17 protein-coding genes are annotated in these 18079 nt (G+C 47.0%); 16 read left to right on the top strand and 1 reads right to left on the bottom strand.

What is annotated here, in order from left to right; translation table 11 throughout:
• From accC to ADU22_RS21770, 14 genes are all read left to right on the top strand, one after another.
• Window positions 1-1356: an acetyl-CoA carboxylase biotin carboxylase subunit gene (gene accC, locus ADU22_RS21835; protein ID WP_053364056.1), complete on the top strand. Its 1356-nt coding sequence runs from the start codon at window positions 1-3 to the stop codon at window positions 1354-1356.
• A 16-nt stretch (window positions 1357-1372) separates the two neighbouring features.
• Window positions 1373-1780 (top strand): Asp23/Gls24 family envelope stress response protein, encoded by a 408-nt coding sequence (locus ADU22_RS21830; protein WP_046526386.1) that lies wholly within the window; start codon window positions 1373-1375, stop codon window positions 1778-1780.
• Window positions 1781-2019: 239 nt separating this feature from the next.
• Window positions 2020-2409, top strand: coding sequence for a transcription antitermination factor NusB (gene nusB, locus ADU22_RS21825; protein WP_053364055.1), 390 nt, complete (start codon window positions 2020-2022; stop codon window positions 2407-2409).
• A gap of 61 nt (window positions 2410-2470) precedes the next feature.
• Window positions 2471-3343: a bifunctional methylenetetrahydrofolate dehydrogenase/methenyltetrahydrofolate cyclohydrolase FolD gene (folD, locus tag ADU22_RS21820; RefSeq protein WP_053364054.1), complete on the top strand. Its 873-nt coding sequence runs from the start codon at window positions 2471-2473 to the stop codon at window positions 3341-3343.
• 236 nt (window positions 3344-3579) lie between these two features.
• A complete protein-coding gene (xseA, locus tag ADU22_RS21815) occupies window positions 3580-4941 on the top strand; it encodes an exodeoxyribonuclease VII large subunit (RefSeq protein ID WP_053364053.1) in 1362 nt (453 codons plus the stop codon).
• The gene (locus ADU22_RS21810) at window positions 4928-5161 is read left to right on the top strand and encodes an exodeoxyribonuclease VII small subunit (protein ID WP_053364052.1); all 234 of its coding nucleotides are present in this window, start codon (window positions 4928-4930) and stop codon (window positions 5159-5161) included. Before xseA ends, ADU22_RS21810 begins: the two co-directional genes overlap by 14 nt.
• Before the next feature lie 2 nt (window positions 5162-5163).
• Window positions 5164-6057 carry a polyprenyl synthetase family protein gene (locus ADU22_RS21805; protein ID WP_053364051.1) on the top strand — a complete coding sequence of 298 codons (894 nt, stop codon included), beginning with the start codon at window positions 5164-5166 and terminating at the stop codon, window positions 6055-6057.
• 100 nt (window positions 6058-6157) lie between these two features.
• Entirely contained in the window at window positions 6158-8050 is a 1893-nt protein-coding gene (gene dxs / locus ADU22_RS21800; RefSeq protein WP_053364050.1) for a 1-deoxy-D-xylulose-5-phosphate synthase, read from the top strand.
• 2 nt (window positions 8051-8052) lie between these two features.
• Window positions 8053-8898 (top strand): TlyA family RNA methyltransferase, encoded by an 846-nt coding sequence (locus ADU22_RS21795; RefSeq protein WP_053364706.1) that lies wholly within the window; start codon window positions 8053-8055, stop codon window positions 8896-8898.
• 123 nt (window positions 8899-9021) lie between these two features.
• Window positions 9022-9471, top strand: coding sequence for a transcriptional regulator AhrC/ArgR (gene ahrC / locus ADU22_RS21790; protein ID WP_046526393.1), 450 nt, complete (start codon window positions 9022-9024; stop codon window positions 9469-9471).
• Window positions 9472-9487: 16 nt separating this feature from the next.
• The gene (gene recN, locus ADU22_RS21785) at window positions 9488-11179 is read left to right on the top strand and encodes a DNA repair protein RecN (RefSeq protein ID WP_053364049.1); all 1692 of its coding nucleotides are present in this window, start codon (window positions 9488-9490) and stop codon (window positions 11177-11179) included.
• A gap of 138 nt (window positions 11180-11317) precedes the next feature.
• A complete protein-coding gene (gene spoIVB / locus ADU22_RS21780) occupies window positions 11318-12613 on the top strand; it encodes a SpoIVB peptidase (protein ID WP_082252962.1) in 1296 nt (431 codons plus the stop codon).
• A gap of 255 nt (window positions 12614-12868) precedes the next feature.
• On the top strand, window positions 12869-13660 hold the full coding sequence (gene spo0A, locus ADU22_RS21775; RefSeq protein WP_046526396.1) for a sporulation transcription factor Spo0A: 792 nt from the start codon (window positions 12869-12871) through the stop codon (window positions 13658-13660).
• Window positions 13661-13817: 157 nt separating this feature from the next.
• Window positions 13818-14555, top strand: a complete 738-nt coding sequence (locus tag ADU22_RS21770) for a glycerophosphodiester phosphodiesterase (RefSeq protein WP_053364047.1) — start codon at window positions 13818-13820, stop codon at window positions 14553-14555.
• Between the two features lie 17 nt (window positions 14556-14572).
• Here the strand turns inward: ADU22_RS21770 and ADU22_RS21765 are convergent, their stop codons facing one another.
• A complete protein-coding gene (locus tag ADU22_RS21765; RefSeq protein ID WP_053364046.1) occupies window positions 14573-14824 on the bottom strand; it encodes a DUF2627 domain-containing protein in 252 nt (83 codons plus the stop codon).
• 156 nt (window positions 14825-14980) lie between these two features.
• On the opposite strand from ADU22_RS21765, the gene ADU22_RS21760 reads away from it, so the two are divergent.
• Both ADU22_RS21760 and yqiS read left to right on the top strand, forming a co-directional pair.
• Window positions 14981-17038, top strand: coding sequence for a sigma-54-dependent Fis family transcriptional regulator (locus ADU22_RS21760; protein ID WP_053364045.1), 2058 nt, complete (start codon window positions 14981-14983; stop codon window positions 17036-17038).
• 131 nt (window positions 17039-17169) lie between these two features.
• Window positions 17170-18072: a phosphate butyryltransferase gene (gene yqiS, locus ADU22_RS21755; RefSeq protein ID WP_053364044.1), complete on the top strand. Its 903-nt coding sequence runs from the start codon at window positions 17170-17172 to the stop codon at window positions 18070-18072.
• The last annotated feature ends 7 nt before the right edge of the window (window positions 18073-18079 follow it).

The raw sequence follows: 18079 nt of genomic DNA, 5'->3' as shown, positions 1-18079 counted from the left end.
ATGATAAAAAAAGTATTGATTGCCAACAGGGGAGAAATCGCTGTCCGGATTATCCGTGCCTGCCGCGAGCTTGGGGTCGAATCGGTAGCGGTCTACTCTGAGGCTGATAAGGAATCCCTGCATGTCCAGCTCGCTGATGAAGCGTATTGCATTGGACCTAAATCATCAAAGGACAGTTACCTGAATTTCACGAACATTGTCAGCGTCGCTAAACTCACAGGCTGTGATGCCATCCATCCCGGGTACGGGTTCCTGGCGGAAAACGCCGACTTTGCCGAACTTTGCCGTGAATGCAATATCATTTTCATCGGACCGACCCCGGAGGCAATCCAGAAAATGGGGACAAAAGACGTTGCCAGGGAAACGATGCGGGAAGCAAATGTTCCGATTGTACCAGGATCAAAAGGAATCATCAAAAACACCGACGAGGCAGTTGAATTAGCCGGGGAAATTGGCTATCCTGTGATTATCAAGGCCACAGCCGGCGGCGGCGGTAAAGGGATCCGGGTAGCCCGGACGGAGGAGGACCTCATCAAGGGGATCAATATCACCCAGCAGGAAGCAAACACAGCTTTTGGAAATCCCGGGGTTTATATTGAAAAATATATTGAAGATTTCCGCCATGTGGAAATCCAGGTCATGGCCGACAATTACGGCAATACCATCCACCTTGGTGAACGGGACTGCTCGATTCAGCGCCGTCTTCAAAAGCTTTTAGAAGAGACTCCATCCCCTGCGCTTGATGGCGAAATCCGTGAGGAAATGGGGACAGCTGCGGTAAAAGCAGCAAAAGCAGTTGCTTATACAGGCGCTGGCACGGTAGAATTTATATATGATTACCGCAATCGCAAGTTTTATTTTATGGAAATGAATACCCGAATCCAGGTGGAGCATCCTGTTACCGAAATGGTTACTGGAGTAGACTTGATCAAGGAGCAAATCCGGGTGGCTTCTGGCGAAAAACTCAGCCTGAAACAGGATGAGGTCGTTTTCAATGGCTGGGCAATTGAGTGCAGGATCAATGCGGAAAACCCTGCCAAGAACTTCATGCCATCAGCGGGGAAAATCAAAATGTACCTGCCGCCAGGAGGCCTTGGTGTGAGGGTGGACTCTGCCGCTTATCCGGGCTATACAATCCCTCCTTATTATGATTCGATGATTGCGAAGGTAATTGCATACGGCAGCACCCGCGAGGAAGCGATCAGCCGTATGAAGAGAGCTCTGGCCGAATTCGTGATTGAAGGAATTCACACCACGATTCCGTTCCATTTAAAATTGCTCAGCCACGAGCAGTTTGTGGATGGCCAGTTCAATACAAAGTTTCTGGAGCTGTATGATGTGATGTCTGAAGAATAAGCAGGAGGTGCAAGCAATGAGTGAACAGCGGGTACTAGAAATGAACCAGGGTGAAAACAGTCTTGGCAAGGTGGAAATCGCTCCGGAAGTCATCGAAGTGATTGCCGGAATCGCTGCTTCAGAGGTGGAGGGCGTTTCACAAATGCGCGGCGGATTTGCTGCTGGCGTGGTTGAAAGGCTGGGCAAAAAGAATCACGGTAAGGGAGTCAGAGTGGAACTTTCCGATGAAGGCATCAAGGTGGATGTTTATTGCATGATGAAGTTTGGCATTTCAATCCCTGTGGTTGCCCAAAAAATCCAGGATAATATCCGCCAGGCTCTTCTCAATATGACAGCCCTCGAAGCAGCTGAAGTCAATATCCATGTCGTAGGGATTCAATTTGAAACCCAAAAGCCTGAAAACGATTACGAACAGGAAATGTAAACAAAAAAGCCAAGGACGCCATGTCTTTGGCTTTTTTGCGGATTCCTGCAGCTGGATGAAAGTCTGCCGATACTCTGCAAAGGGTGCTGCTTGAAATATTTTTACGGCTTTTGCCTGATGGACTTGATAAAGTTTCCCGGAAAAGTAAAAATAAATAGGGAGCCATTCGCATCAAGCGGATGGTATGCTATTATCTAGTTAGAAAGGGACAGGCAACTGCCCGTAAAGGAGTTATGAAAATGAAAAGAAGAACAGCCCGGGAAAAGGCCTTGCAAGCCTTGTTTCAGATTGATATAAGCGAAGCGGAAATCAACGATGCGATTGAGCATGTGCTGGAGGAAGAGAAGAAGGATGCCTATCTGACCCAACTGGTCGAAGGTACTGTAAGCCATAAGGATGAAATTGACAGTGCCATTAAAAGGCAATTGGAAAACTGGACAATCGACCGCCTTGCCCATGTGGACAGAAGCTTGCTGCGCCTTGCGGTCTATGAATTGATGTATTGCAAAGAGCAAGTGCCGGCCAATGTGGTTATGGATGAAGCAATTGAAATAGCAAAAATTTATGGGGATGACCAATCCAGTAAATTTATTAATGGGGTACTCTCAAAAGTAAAACAGAATCTGTGAGGAACCGCTCCAATAATGCCTGCTGGGTCCTTCCTCTTCGAATAATAAAGGGGGATATGACATGACTGCAACGATCATTGATGGCAAAGAAGTTGCCAGGAAGAAAAAACTTGAAATTTCAAAGGAAGTTGAAGAGCTGAAGCAAGCAGGAATCACCCCGGGATTGGCAGTAATCCTGGCAGGGGATAACCAGGCATCGAGAACCTATGTCAAATCCAAGCAAAAAACTTGCAAGGAACTTGGGATGCACTCGGTTATGATTGAATACCCCGACAGCGTCAATGAAGAGGAGCTTCTCGGGAAAATTGCGCAGTTGAATGAAGATGATTCCATTCATGGAATCCTCGTCCAGCTTCCGCTGCCGCCCCATATCAGTGAAACGAAGGTAATCGAAGCCATATCGCCCGAAAAGGATGTCGATGGTTTCCATCCAGTCAATGTGGGCCGAATGATGACCGGACAGGATGCTTTCATTTCCTGCACACCCTATGGAATCATGGTTATGTTAAAAGAAGCCGGAATCAGCATCGAAGGGAAGCATGCTGTCGTGGTAGGCAGGAGCAATATTGTCGGGAAGCCTGTAGGGCAGCTTTTGCTGAATGAGAATGCAACGGTTACCTACTGCCACTCCAGGACAACAGACCTTGCTTACCACACAAACCAGGCTGACATCCTGATTGCGGCAGTCGGCAAGGCCGACTTCATAAAAGCCGGCCATGTAAAACCTGGTGCAGTCGTCATTGATGTAGGGATCAACCGCAATAGTGAGGGGAAACTATGCGGGGATGTCGCTTTTGCGGAAGTGAAGGAAAAGGCAGGCTATATCACTCCAGTACCTGGAGGAGTAGGGCCAATGACGATTACCATGCTGATGTACAATACACTGAAATCCGCAAAAAACCACCTTTCCAGACTTCAGGCTTTGAGTAAGTGAGAAAAATCCCAACGCTGCGCACCCATATGATCCAACCCTGGAGCGCAGTGGGTTCAATAAAATAGCAGCTGCCCCATCCTGGCAGGTTTTGAGTCCACTCCTTCTCCAAAGTGACGAATGATGGATCTAAACCTATAATAGGTATGGGCGGCTTTTTTTGCTATAGATTTGCTTTCTGCTGTTTATCAAGGATTTTCAGGCTGGCCAATGGCTGGTCAAAAAGGCAGGGATGAAAAATGGATGAACACCGTTATTTGACTGTACACGCATTAACGAAATATATTAAACGTAAATTCGATGCCGATCCGCATCTTCAGGATATTTTGGTTAAAGGAGAAATCTCCAACTTTAAACAGCATTCAAGCGGGCATATGTATTTCACCCTTAAGGATGAAAAAGCCCGCATCCTGGGAGTTATGTTCTCAAGCTTTAACAAAGGTATGAAATTCCGTCCGGAGAATGGGATGAAGATACTTATAAGGGGAGAAATCACTGTTTACGAACCGAGCGGCCAATACCAGGTTTATGTTAAAGAAATGCAGCCTGATGGGGTGGGGGATTTATTCCTTGCTTATGAACAATTAAAGGCACGCCTTGAAAAAGAGGGTTTATTTTTGCCAGGATACAAAAAGCCCCTCCCTAAATACCCGCAAAAGGTCGGTGTGATTACTTCGCCCACAGGTGCAGCCATTCGGGATGTGTTAACGACACTTAAACGCAGATACCCGATAACGGATATTCTGATATTCCCGGCGCTGGTCCAAGGGAGCCAGGGAGCTTCCTCCATTGTCAGGGCGATTGAGACAGCCAACAGGAGAAGCGATATTGACGTGCTTATCGTTGGACGCGGGGGAGGTTCCATAGAGGAGCTGTGGTCCTTTAATGAGGAAGCTGTGGCCAGGGCCATTTTTGCTTCAAGAATCCCTGTCATTTCAGCAGTAGGGCACGAAACAGATTTTACGATTGCCGATTTCGTTGCTGATATGCGTGCACCTACTCCTACTGCAGCCGCGGAACTGGCAGTGCCGCATATAGATGATTTAATGGAAAAGGTATTGAACAGGCAGTCCAGATTGATCAGGGCGATGAAGGAAAAAGTCAATTTTGAACAAGGCAGATATGGGAGGCTGAGAAAATCATACGCGTTCCGTTTTCCCAGAAGGCTGTATGAACAAAAGCTTGAACAAGTGGACCGGTTGACCGAGACTTTGGTCAGAGGTGCCGGAAAACTTGCGGAATCAAAAGCCGAAAGCCTCATGCAGCTAACAAGGCGTCTGGAGCGGAATCATCCCGAGGAGCTGCTAAAGCATTCCAGTGAAGCGCATCAGCGCCAGGAAAGGGAACTGAAGCGGGCCATGGCCGCTATCCTGTCTGAAAAGCAACGGGAGTTTGCAGGTCTGGTATCCACTCTTGAAGCGTTGAATCCGCTGAAAATCATGGAAAGGGGGTACAGCCTCGCCTATACGGAAGAGGGCAGGCTGATCAAGCACCCTTCCCAGGTTAAAGCTAATGATCCCCTGACGGTTAAGCTTCCTGATGGACAGATCAGCTGTATTGTGAAAAATGTCGAGGAGAGTGAGCAAAATGGCAGAGGATAAAGTGTTGACTTTTGAAGAAGCGATGGAAAAACTTGAACAGATAGTGGAGAAGCTTGAAGAAGGAGATGTTCCTTTGGAAGAGGCGATTTCCTTTTATAAAGAGGGGATGGAGCTGTCCAAGCTTTGCCATAACAAATTAAAACATGTGGAAGAACAGCTGACGCAAGTTCTGACAGACGATGGACAGGCTGCCGATTTTTCCATCTCCGAGGAGGAATAGCCGTGCAAAAAGAAACTCTTGAACAATTTTCACAGCAATACAAGACCCTGCTGGAAAACCGTCTAAGCGAGGCTGTGAACAAGCTGGATGCTCCGGGAACGTTAAAGGAAGCCATGCTTTATTCACTTGAAGCCGGCGGGAAAAGGATCAGGCCCCTTTTATTGTTCGCCACGCTCAAGGCATTCGGATGCAAGCCTGAAAAGGGGCTTGATGCAGCCGCAGCAATTGAGATGGTCCATACATATTCCCTTATCCATGATGATTTGCCAAGCATGGATAATGATGATTTAAGGCGGGGGAAACCGACAAACCACAAGGTATTTGGCGAAGCAGCCGCCATACTCGCCGGGGATGCCCTGCTTACCCTGAGCTTTAAGCTTCTTGCCCAGCTTCCGGCAGAAGTTGCGGATGGGGAAACAAAGCTGTCTTTGGTTGCCGGGCTTTCGGATGCAGCTGGTGCAGGGGGAATGGTCGGCGGGCAGATTGCCGATATGGAGGGCGAAGGCAGGCAGCTAACGCTTAAGGAACTGGAGTATATCCATATCAACAAAACGGGCAGGCTGCTCATGTACAGTGTCATAGCAGGAGCTGAAATCGCAGATGCTTCCGCCGAAGTAAAACGTAAGCTTGAGACTTTTGCCCATCATATAGGCTTGGCATTCCAAATCAGGGATGACATCCTTGACCTTGTTGGAACTGAGGCTGAGATTGGCAAGCGGGTTGGGAGCGATGCACTGAACGAAAAAAGCACATATCCCGCCTTGCTAAGCCTCGATGGGGCAAAGGAAGCATTGGATGTACATATTGGACAGGCAAAGGAATTATTGGCTCAGACAGGGCTTGATACCGATATGCTTGAACAAATTACGAATTTAATCGGTCTTAGAAAGTCCTGAAACTACCAAACCATTGAGACTCATGGCTGTTTTATGCTATAATCCAACCTGATTACCAAAAAGTACGTAACAAGTCAGAAATGAAAGTGAGTGGTCCGGTATGGATCTTTTATCGATAAAAGACCCTTCATTCCTAAAAGACCTGTCCATGAAAGAACTGGAATCGCTGGGCGAAGACATCAGAAAATTCCTAATCGAGAAGCTATCGAAAACAGGAGGTCATATCGGCCCAAACCTCGGGGTTGTCGAACTTACGATTGCATTGCATAAATGTTTCAACAGCCCTCAAGACAAGATTATCTGGGATGTTGGACATCAGTCGTATGTGCATAAGATATTGACAGGCCGTGCCTGTCAATTTGATACATTAAGGCAATATAAAGGACTATGCGGTTTTCCGAAAATGTCGGAGAGCGAGCATGATGTCTGGGAGACAGGGCACAGCTCAACCTCGCTGTCAGCAGCGATGGGCATGGCCGTGGCGCGCAATATCAAGGGTGAGAATACCCACGTTGTCCCAGTGATTGGCGACGGTGCCCTTACTGGGGGAATGGCCCTCGAGGCACTTAACCACATTGGCCATGAAAAAGAAAAAGTGATCGTCATCCTGAATGACAATGAAATGTCTATCGCCCCGAACGTAGGTGCTATCCATAATGTGCTTGGCAGGCTGAGGACTGCGGGAAAATATAACTGGGTCAAAGATGAACTTGAAGTGCTTTTAAAGAAGGTTCCGGCGGTTGGAAACCAGCTTGCTGGCACTGCGGAAAGAATCAAGGACAGCCTTAAGTACATGTTTGTTCCTGGTATGTTTTTTGAAGAACTTGGTTTTACCTATCTTGGTCCTATTGACGGCCACAACTATGAGGATCTTTTTGAAAACATCGCGTATGCGAAAAAATGTGATGGCCCTGTGCTTCTTCATGTCATCACGAAGAAAGGGAAAGGGTATCAGCCTGCGGAGGCTGACAAGGTTGGTACATGGCATGGGACAGGCCCTTATAAAACGGAGACTGGTGCTTTCGTCAAGCCTAAAAGCAGCCCCCCTGCATGGAGCGCGCTTGTGAGTGAGACCGTCCGAAAAGTGGCAAGGGAAGATAAACGCATCGTTGCCATTACCCCTGCGATGCCTGTCGGCTCCAAACTTGAAGGATTCGCAAGTGAATTCCCGGATCGGATGTTTGATGTGGGAATTGCCGAACAGCATGCAGCCACCTTTGCCGCTGGGCTGGCTACTCAAAACATGAAGCCATTCCTTGCCATCTATTCAACTTTCCTTCAGCGTGCCTACGACCAGGTAGTCCATGATATTTGCCGGCAAAACCTGAATGTCTTCATTGGCATCGACCGTGCCGGCCTGGTTGGCGCAGATGGTGAGACGCATCAGGGTGTCTTTGATATTGCCTTTTTGCGGCACCTCCCCAATCTGGTCCTGATGATGCCAAAGGATGAAAATGAGGGCCAGCACCTTGTCTACACAGCACTGAAGTATGATGATGGACCGATCGCACTCCGTTTCCCAAGAGGGAATGGGCTTGGAGTCGAGATGGAAGAGTCGCTAAGGGAGATTCCTATCGGAACCTGGGAGGTTCTAAGGGAAGGGGATGACGCAGCCATCCTGACATTTGGAACGACCATTCCGATGGCACTCGCTGCTGCGGACCAACTTGAGAAGCAAGGAGTGTCTGTCAAGGTAGTTAACTGCCGATTCCTGAAGCCTCTGGATGTCCCGATGCTGTCAGGAATCCTTGAAGACAACATGCCAATCCTTACGATTGAAGAAGCTGTCCTTCAGGGAGGGTTCGGAAGCTTCATTCTCGAAACCGCCAATGAGCTTGGATTCGGTGGAGCTAAAATTGACCGCCTTGGAATACCGGACAAGTTTATTGAACATGGCAATGTGGATGAACTGCTAAATGAAATAGAATTAACTTCCGATGCAGCAGTTGAAAGAATCAAGAGATGGGCAAGGCAAAAGGAAAAAAGGGCGTAATAATGAAGATTAAAAAAGAACGTTTAGATGTGCTTCTAGTTGAGAGAGGACTTGCCGAAACACGGGAAAAGGCCAAGCGTGCGGTCATGGCCGGGCTCGTCTATTCCAAAGAGGAGCGGCTCGATAAGCCGGGGGAAAAAGTGGCAGCGGACATTCCCTTGGCCATTAAAGGCAATCTCCTGCCTTATGTAAGCAGGGGCGGATTGAAGCTGGAAAAGGCACTTAAAAGCTTCGACCTGGATATTCACGGCAAAATCCTCCTTGATATCGGTGCATCCACGGGCGGATTCACAGATTGTGCCCTGCAGCATGGCGCGAAAATGTCCTATGCCCTCGATGTAGGCTATAACCAGCTGGCATGGAAACTGAGGCAGGATGAGCGTGTAGTAGTGATGGAGAGGACTAATTTCCGTTATGTAACACCAGCGGACCTTGCAAAAGGGATGCCTGAATTTGCCTCAATCGATGTAAGCTTTATTTCTTTAAAGCTGATACTCCCGGTCTTGAAAACATTGCTTGTTCCCGGAAGTGATGTGGTCGCCCTCATCAAACCCCAGTTTGAGGCTGGGCGGGAGCAGGTTGGCAAGAAAGGGATTGTCAGGGACCCTAAAGTACATCTGTCTGTCATTGAGACAATGATTGAATTCTCGGCCGGTCTAGGATTTGATGTTAAAAACCTTTCCTATTCCCCCATTACAGGAGGAGATGGGAACATTGAGTTTTTGCTTCATCTTCAATGGAATGCTCCGGAGGACCGCGGTGTCATCGATCGATCGGTCTCTCCTTTCCAGGTCGTACAATCGGCACATGGTGACCTGAAAACAAAAAAAACAGAGGAGCAGGCTTAAAAGCCTGCTCTTTTTTCGAGAATCCTGGCGAATCGCCCCGAAATATTGTGGAAACCTCGAAAATCAGCTAACATAGGGATGGGTATATTTATTTGTGTTTAAAGAGCTCACAGAGGTGATAGAGTGAATAAAGGTCAGCGTCACATAAAGATTCGCGAATTAATCGCAAATGATGAAATTGAAACACAGGATGAACTTGTGGACAGGCTTAAAGAGGCAGGATTCAATGTCACGCAGGCAACGGTGTCCCGTGATATCAAGGAATTGCATCTCGTAAAGGTCCCGCTCCTGGACGGAAGGTATAAATATTCCCTCCCGGCAGACCAAAGGTTCAATCCTCTGCAGAAATTGAAGCGCTCCCTGATGGATGCCTTTATCCGAATCGACCACGCAGGACATCTGCTCGTGATGAAAACGATGCCGGGAAATGCCAATGCGATTGGAGCGCTTATTGATAATCTCGATTGGGATGACATCCTTGGAACGATCTGTGGGGATGATACGATCCTGATCATTTGCCGTACACAGGAAGATACAGACAAGGTCGCAAACCGGTTTCTAGATATGCTTTAAATGAGGTGGATGCTTCTTGCTAAGTGAATTGTCAATCAGGAATTTTGCCATTATTGAAGCCCTGACAGTGTCTTTACAAAAAGGATTAACCGTTTTGACAGGAGAGACCGGAGCGGGGAAGTCCATCATCATTGACGCCATCCATCTTTTGGTTGGCGGCAGAGGTTCTGCCGAGTATGTCCGCCATGGCGAACAAAGGGCTGAGCTTGAGGGATTGTTTTTTATCGATGGAGAGCACCATCCTGTTAAAGCAAAATTGAAGGATTTTGGCATTGACCATGAAGACGGCATGGTTGTACTCCGCAGGGATATTTCAAGCAATGGGAAAAGTGTATGCCGAGTGAATGGCAAACTGGTCACCATTGCAATTTTAAGGGAAATCGGGTCCAGCCTGATTGATATTCATGGCCAGCATGAACATCAGGAGCTGATGGATGAAAGCAGGCATATTGACCTGCTGGATACATTTGGGGCGGAAGAGATCCAGCCTGCCATTGCCGAATACCAGCATGTGTTTAAGATGTATAATCAAACTCTGAAAAAGCTTAAAAGCCTTAGCGAGAATGAACAGCAAATGGCACATCGCCTCGACTTGCTGCAGTTTCAGCACGAGGAAATCCATTCCGCCCAGCTTAGGCTCCGCGAAGATGAACAGCTTGTCGAAGAAAGGCAGAAACTGAACAATTTTGAAAAGGTGTATGAGGCCATACAAACGAGCTATTCTGCCTTGACAACAGACCAGCGGGGGCTTGATTGGGTAGGCATGGCAATGGACCATCTCGAAGGTGCAGCCGACCTTGATCCGGCTTATAAGGAATTGCATGAATCCGTGGCAAACAGCTTTTATATCCTCGAAGACGCAGCCCGTTCGCTAAGGAACGAAATGGACATGCTTGAGTATGATCCCCAGCGCTTAAATGAAATTGAAGATAGACTGAATGAAATCAACCAGCTTAAAAGAAAATATGGAAAGACCATCGTTGAAATTCTCGAATATGCCGCAAGCATTGAAGAGGAGATTGAAACATTGCAAAACAAGGAAGTCCACATCGGTCAGCTGGATAAGGAATTGTCTTCCTTCAAAGAGGATTTGCGGATAGAAAGCAGGAATCTGGGAAAAGCAAGACGAAAATGGGCAAAAAAATTAACTGGTCTTATCCATCGCGAATTAAAAGACCTTTATATGGAAAAGACTGTATTTGAAGTCAAGTTTGAAAGTGCCGAAGATAATTTCATGAAAAACGGCGGTGACCTGGTGGAATTCTATATATCCACAAACCCGGGGGAGCCTTTAAAGCCTCTTTCTAAAATTGCTTCAGGCGGTGAGCTTTCAAGGATCATGCTGGCGTTAAAAAGTATATTTTCGAGGCACCAGGGTGTTACCTCCATTATTTTTGATGAAGTGGATACAGGTGTCAGCGGAAGGGTCGCACAGGCCATTGCCGAAAAAATATTTAAAGTGGCCAAGGATTCCCAAGTCTTGTGCATTTCGCATCTTCCCCAGGTTGCTGCCATGGCTGATACACATTTATATATCAGTAAGAGCATCAAAGCCGGGAGAACCAAAACGGCCGTTACTCCCCTCTCCGAAAGAGATAAGGTACGGGAAATTGGCCGGATGATCTCCGGGGTGGAAATGACGGAATTGACCAGGCAGCATGCGGAAGAACTGCTGCAAATGGCCCAGGTCATGAAAACAGCTACCTAAAAGCTATCCTTTCAGGGATGGCTTTTTTTCATACCTATGCGTCAGAACTGTTTTCTTAATTCTTCCGGTTATAAATGCAACGGGGGAAGGCAAAATTATAGATGTAGCCATTAAGTGTGTGGACTAGAAGCGAGGAGAGTGAAAAGATTGCATAAAGAATTTCTCAGAAAATTTATTGGTGGAATTCTCCTTGTTTCATTAATTGCACTCGGGTTTACAAAACCTGTTCAGGAATACATGTCGTTCCCAAAGCAAATAACACTTTTTGAAGGACAGCAGTTAGATTTTTCAGATACTGTATCCGTTTTGGCGAATGTAGATGAAAATGCTACAGTAGCCTTGGAACGGCAAACAAGCGATGTTGCCTTGGTTGCAAAAAGGCAGGGCAAAGAGGAAATGGTCCTTGAACTTGCCGGCATCCCGATAAAAAAAGTTGATGTAAATGTTCTGAAGGATTTTAAAGTGTTCCCTGGAGGGCAGTCAATCGGTGTTAAGCTTAACACAGTAGGTGTGCTTGTTGTTGGGCATCATCAAATAGATACCCTTGAGGGGAAATTTTCTCCGGGAGAAACTTCCGACATTAAGGTGGGAGATATCATAACGGAGATTAACGGGCAGCATATTGAAAAAATGTCCGATGTCGGGCCCTTTGTACAGAAAGCAGGGGAAAGCGGAAAACCGATGAATATTCTCTTGAAGCGGGAAAATGAAAAAATCAGTACAACGCTTGAACCTAAAAAAGATAAACATGAAAACACGTACAAACTTGGGCTTTACATCCGTGACTCAGCTGCTGGAATAGGAACGATGACTTTTTACCATGCAGGGACAAAAAAGTATGGAGCCCTAGGGCACGTCATATCGGATATGGATACCAAAAAACCGATTGTGGTCGAAGATKGGCAAATCGTCCGGTCGACCGTAACATCGATTGAAAAAGGAGCAAACGGGGACCCTGGTGAAAAATTGGCCAGGTTCTCGTCAGACCGCGAAGTGATAGGGAACATCGAACGGAATAGTCCCTATGGCATCTTTGGAAAGCTGAACAACGGCATCCAAAACGGAATTCTTGACAAGCCAATGCCAATCGCCCTTTCCCATCAGGTCAAGGAAGGTCCCGCAAAGATATTGACAGTCGTTGAAGAAGATAAAGTAAATCTGTTCGATATAGAAATTGTAAGCACAATCCCGCAGAAGTTCCCCGCTACAAAGGGTATGGTCATCAAGGTGACCGATCCCAAGCTGCTGGAAAAGACAGGCGGCATTGTCCAAGGGATGAGCGGAAGCCCAATCATCCAGGATGGAAAACTGATTGGGGCAGTCACCCATGTATTTGTCAACGACCCTACCAGCGGATATGGAGTCCATATTGAATGGATGCTGAATGAGGCCGGGATTAACATTTATGAGAAACCAGGGCAAAAAGCCAGTTAACAATAGGAGCGTCCTGTCCCTGGGCAGGACGCTTCATACATAAAGGTTATTCGACAAAATTCCCTGATGAATTTTGTCAACTATCGAAATTGGTCGAAAAAGGGAGGGAAACGAAGGATAAAATAGAATAAGTCACTTTTATAAGAAAAAATAAAAAATAAAAGGATTTCCTGTTGCATTGTCGAATTAGTCATTTAGAATAGATAACAGAGATGACTGGACTAGAGACCTTATATGTACAGAGGAGGAACCTTAGTGAATAAGATAAAGGTTTGTATAGTGGATGACAATAGAGAGTTGGTAGGGCTGCTTGAAGAGTACGTCTCTTCACAGGAAGATATGGAAGTGGCCGGAGTAGCCTATAATGGCCAGGACTGTCTCGAGATGCTTAAGGATACCGATCCGGATGTCCTGCTTTTAGATATCATCATGCCTCATCTGGATGGTCTTGCAGTTCTGGAAAAGCTAAGGGAACTGGATAAAAATGTGCTCCCAAACGTGATCATGCTAACGGCTTTCGGGCAGGAGGATGTTACAAAGAATGCAGTGGAGCTTGGGGCGTCCTACTTTATCCTGAAGCCATTTGATATGCATAATTTGGGCAGCCATATCCGCCAGGTCAGCGGCAAATCAAGGGCAGCGGTCCGCAAGTCTTCCTCTCCGGGTTATCGTGTGTCGGGCGAGCAGAAACCGAAAAACCTTGATGCGAGCATTACGAGCATTATTCACGAAATTGGTGTGCCTGCACATATTAAGGGATACCTTTATCTAAGGGAAGCCATTTCCATGGTATACAATGATATTGAACTGCTTGGGTCGATTACCAAGGTTTTGTATCCCGATATCGCAAAGAAATACAATACAACGGCAAGCAGAGTGGAACGGGCGATCCGCCACGCAATTGAAGTAGCCTGGAGCCGCGGCAATATTGATTCCATATCCTCCTTGTTCGGCTACACTGTCAGCATGTCAAAGGCTAAGCCGACAAACTCCGAGTTCATCGCCATGGTGGCTGACAAGCTGCGCCTGGAGCATAAGGCTTCTTGAAAGGGTAAAAATTAATCCGAATTTTTTGCAGCATTTATATTCCTTTTAATATAATAAAGAAACATCCTTCCTATGAGCGGCGTGCATATCAGGAAGGATGTTTCTTTATTATTTTTTTCAGATCAGAAAAATACCTCTCTGTTAGGATGTGGTTTTGATGACTCTTATTTTTGCACACCGCGGCTACTCTGCCAATTTTCCCGAGAATACCATGCTTGCCTTCATGGAAGGAGCCAAGGCAGGTGCCGAGGGACTGGAACTTGATGTCCAAATGACCAAAGATGGTGAGGTTGTTGTGATCCATGATGAAAAGGTCGACAGGACAACGGACGGAAAAGGGTTTGTAAAAGATTTTTCGGCTTCCGACATCAGGAATCTGGATGCTGGCGCATTGCATAAATCTCCCGGGAGAAAAGAGCGCATTCCATTTCTGGAGGAAGTGTTTGCATGGCTGTCGGGAAATTCACTGATCTGCAATGTTGAGCTGAAAACAGGAGTCTTTCGGTACAAGGGCATAGAAGAAAAAGTCATCGGGCTGATAAGGCAATATGGACTTCAGGACCGGATCATTCTTTCCTCCTTTAACCATTACAGCATTGTGCATGCTGTCAGCATCGCGCCAGAAATAGAAACCGCCCCGATATTGGCTGAAGGGCTTTATATGCCATGGATTTATGCAAGTTCCATCAAGGCGGGAGGTTTTCATCCCCATTATCGTGCCGCCCATGAGGAGATTATCAGGCAGTCCCTTCAACAGAACATTGCCGTACGCCCATATACAGTAAATAAAGAGTCGGAAATGAAAAGGCTTATGCATGCAGGCTGCACCGCTATTATTACTGATCAGCCGGCGAAGGCTGCCGAGCTAAGGAAAGCGATGTATAAAAGACCGTGAACGGGTTTCACGGTCTTTTATGATTCCTCTTTGTCTTGCAGCCGGAATCGCGCTTGTACCTTATTCCGTTTCCGGTCGCGATGGAGAATGAAACCTGCGATAAAGGCAAGTCCTGCTAAAAATAAAATCAACCCGGCGATAAACTGTAGCCAGAGAATGGTAAAGGGAGGCTGGTAAATGCCGAACACCATGTCACGCATAAGCTTTACGCCGTACGCAGCCAATGCCCCAGGAATAAGAAGGATGATGAGTGCGATTATTCTTGTCATGTAAAATCCCTTCAGTATAGATGTCTTTAATCGTATCATAAGTCAATGCTGGGATTTGTCAAGGCAGGGGAAAGAAGTTAAAATATAAGTGTGAAATAGATTGCAGGCTTGAATGGATCATCCATGAACTTTTTTTCTTAATGGGAGCGATACTCTATGCAAAGGGTTTTGATTGTAGGAGCAGGAAAGGGCGGGACCGCCATCCTGGGCATGCTCCGGGAAACGGCCATTATTGTAGGGGTTGTCGATACAAATGAGCAGGCACCAGGAATGGTTCTTGCCAGGAAAGCCGGGATACCTGTAGGTACACATTGGCTGCCATTTCTAAATGATGAACTCGATTTGGTCATAGAGGTCACCGGCAGCAATGAGGTGTTTAAAAGAATTGTCCAGGCTCGCTCTCCCCGCACAATTGTGGTTCCAGGCAGTGTTGCCTATATGTTGTCAACACTCGTCGAAGAAAGGGAGGAATTGATTGGCCGGCTCAGGAATGAAACGTACAAGCATGATTTGATTTTTAATTCCACCGGGGACGCCATGATTGTTGTCGACGCACGTGGTGTCATAACCCTCTTTAACTCAACAGCGGAGAAAATAACCGGCTTATCGGGAGCGGAGGTTACGGGACGTTCGATTCATGAGGCCATTCCTTCTAGCCGCTTGCCTTATGTCATGGAAACCAGGAGGATTGAAAACAATCAGGAATTCCTGCTGGAAAACGGCACCAAGATCATAACTACCCGGATTCCAATGATAGATGAACATGACCAGGTGATCGGGGCTTTTGCTGTTTTCAAAGAATTTACCGAGATGGTTCGTCTCGCGGGCGAAATTACGAAGCTGAAGGAAATCCAAACCATGCTTGAAGCCATTATCCAATCAAGCGATGAAGCCATTTCCGTAGTGGACGAGAACGGCAGCGGACTATTGATCAATCGGGCTTACAGCCGCATTACCGGCCTTAAGGAAGAGGAGGTCATCGGAAAACCGGCTACCGCCGATATTTCCGAGGGAGAAAGCATGCATATGAAAGTCCTGGAGACAAGGAGGCCGGTGCGCGGGGTTGCAATGAGAGTCGGGCCAAATAAAAAAGAAGTAGTAGTCAATGTGGCTCCTATCATTGTCGATGGAAAGCTGAAGGGCAGCGTAGGCGTCATCCACGATATGTCTGAAATCCAGAGTCTTAATAGGGAATTGAACAGGGCCAGGCAAATTATCAGAACATTGGAAGCCAAGTACACATTTGTAGATATCATTGGAAAGTCGGAGGAAATGAACATTGCGGTCGAACAGGCGCGCCTTGGTGCAAAAACGCCGGCAACCGTCCTGCTTAGAGGAGAATCCGGTACAGGCAAGGAGTTATTTGCCCATGCGATACATAATGAAAGCGACAGGAAGTTTAATAAGTTTATCAGGGTGAACTGCGCTGCCATTACCGAGTCCCTACTGGAAAGTGAATTGTTTGGCTACGAGGAAGGCGCGTTTTCGGGAGCGAAAAGAGGCGGAAAACGGGGGTTCTTTGAGGAAGCCAACAATGGCAGCATTTTTCTCGATGAAATCGGCGAATTGCCTCCCAATACCCAGGCCAAGCTTCTCCGGGTGCTCCAGGAAAAGGAAATAGTCAGGGTCGGCGGTACAAAAGCAATCCCGATCAATGTAAGGGTAATTGCGGCTACCAATATTAATCTTGAAAAAGCGATCGCGGATGGTTCATTCAGGGAAGACTTGTACTACAGACTGAATCGGATGCCCATCCATATCCCTCCCTTAAGGATGAGGAAGGAGGATATCCCTCTCCTTTGCGAACGATTGATCCACAAGATTAACCAGGATTATGGCCGCACAGTGGAAGGGGTATCCCCAAGTGCAATCCGCAAGCTTATGCAGTATGATTGGCCGGGCAATGTCAGGGAGCTTGAAAATGTCCTTGGGAGAGCGATTATCTTCATGAATTATCACGAACTACAAGTGGAGGACTTCCATTTGCCCGAATTTGTTGTCGGCTCCGCAAGACCTAGCATTAAGCAGCAGAATGATTCCCGAATGGAAACTCTTTCTGCCCAGCTTAACAGACATGAAGCCAACATTATCAGGGACACGCTTGCCAGATTCAATGGAAATAAAACACTGACAGCTAAATCACTTGGGATTTCAGTAAGGGCTCTCTATTATAAACTAGAAAAACTCGGCCTTGAAACAAATGGCATGCAATAAATTTCGCGATGTGAAAAAAATTGCATATTAAAATTCAGATAAATAAAGCGGTTACAATGTTTTTGGTTGGCACGCTTCTTGCATAATTGGGAATGAGACTTTGGATTTTTTGAAAGGGTTGAAACAGCTTCATGAATTTCGATTTACTGATCAATCATGCAACCCCGCTTGGCAAGCGAAAAATAGCCGTCGCTGCGGCTGATGATGCGGAAGTATTGGCTGCCGTTTCGGCTGCTGCTGATTTTGGCCTTGCCGAATTCCTGCTTATGGGAAACAGGCAGGAAATAACCCGGCTGATGCGAGAAGGGTTTCCAGGCCTGCTTGAGGGCGGCACAGTCACCATTATCGACTGCGAAACCAGGGAGAGTGCAGCAGAGCATGCTGTCAAAGCGGTTCAAACAAAGGAAGCCGGGGTGCTGATGAAGGGGAATATCCCAACAGCGCTGTTCCTAAAAGCAGTATTGAATAAAGAGTACGGCTTAAGAACCGGAAAAGTCCTTTCCCATGTGGCTGCCTTTGAGGTTCCCCGCTATAATAGGCTGATTTTTGTCACCGATGCGGCTATGAATATCACCCCCACACTGGATGAAAAGGCTCAGATTATCTCCAATGCGGTGGGTGTTGCAAGGTCCCTGGGAATAGAAGTCCCAAGAGTTGCTCCGCTGGCAGCAGTTGAAACCGTCAACCCCGCCATGCAGGCTACTCTTGATGCAGCAGCCTTGACCCAGATGAATCGCAGGGGCCAGTTTAAGAATTGTGTGGTGGATGGCCCGCTGGCTTTGGATAATGCCGTCTCGGCACTTGCCGCAGAACATAAGGGAATCGGGGGCGAAGTGGCGGGAGAAGCTGATATTCTCCTTGTGCCGAACATTGAAGCAGGAAATATACTTTATAAATCACTTGTCTATTTCGCCGGCGCAAAGGTTGGGGCAGTGATAGCCGGAGCCGCTGCGCCTATTGTTCTCACATCAAGGGCAGATTCCGCGGAAAGCAAACTGTATTCCCTTGCCCTGGCGCTTTCGGCATCAAAATAATTAGGGA

Origin of the sequence: Bacillus sp. FJAT-27251 (assembly GCF_001273925.1) — a bacterium.
GTDB lineage: Bacteria > Bacillota > Bacilli > Bacillales > Cytobacillaceae > Mesobacillus_B.
This window is presented reverse-complemented; position numbering and strand designations above follow the sequence as displayed.

Excerpts from the sequence above, each read along its gene's own strand:
- ADU22_RS21770 (WP_053364047.1), top strand. The coding sequence starts at position 13,818 with ATGACTCTTATTTTTGCACACCGCGGCTACTCTGCCAATTTTCCCGAG.
- folD (WP_053364054.1), top strand. The coding sequence starts at position 2,471 with ATGACTGCAACGATCATTGATGGCAAAGAAGTTGCCAGGAAGAAAAAA.
- yqiS (WP_053364044.1), top strand. The coding sequence starts at position 17,170 with ATGAATTTCGATTTACTGATCAATCATGCAACCCCGCTTGGCAAGCGA.
- ADU22_RS21760 (WP_053364045.1), top strand. The coding sequence starts at position 14,981 with ATGCAAAGGGTTTTGATTGTAGGAGCAGGAAAGGGCGGGACCGCCATC.
- ADU22_RS21795 (WP_053364706.1), top strand. The coding sequence starts at position 8,053 with ATGAAGATTAAAAAAGAACGTTTAGATGTGCTTCTAGTTGAGAGAGGA.
- accC (WP_053364056.1), top strand. The coding sequence starts at position 1 with ATGATAAAAAAAGTATTGATTGCCAACAGGGGAGAAATCGCTGTCCGG.
- ADU22_RS21810 (WP_053364052.1), top strand. The coding sequence starts at position 4,928 with ATGGCAGAGGATAAAGTGTTGACTTTTGAAGAAGCGATGGAAAAACTT.
- nusB (WP_053364055.1), top strand. The coding sequence starts at position 2,020 with ATGAAAAGAAGAACAGCCCGGGAAAAGGCCTTGCAAGCCTTGTTTCAG.
- xseA (WP_053364053.1), top strand. The coding sequence starts at position 3,580 with ATGGATGAACACCGTTATTTGACTGTACACGCATTAACGAAATATATT.
- ADU22_RS21830 (WP_046526386.1), top strand. The coding sequence starts at position 1,373 with ATGAGTGAACAGCGGGTACTAGAAATGAACCAGGGTGAAAACAGTCTT.
- dxs (WP_053364050.1), top strand. The coding sequence starts at position 6,158 with ATGGATCTTTTATCGATAAAAGACCCTTCATTCCTAAAAGACCTGTCC.
- ADU22_RS21765 (WP_053364046.1), bottom strand. The coding sequence starts at position 14,824 with ATGACAAGAATAATCGCACTCATCATCCTTCTTATTCCTGGGGCATTG.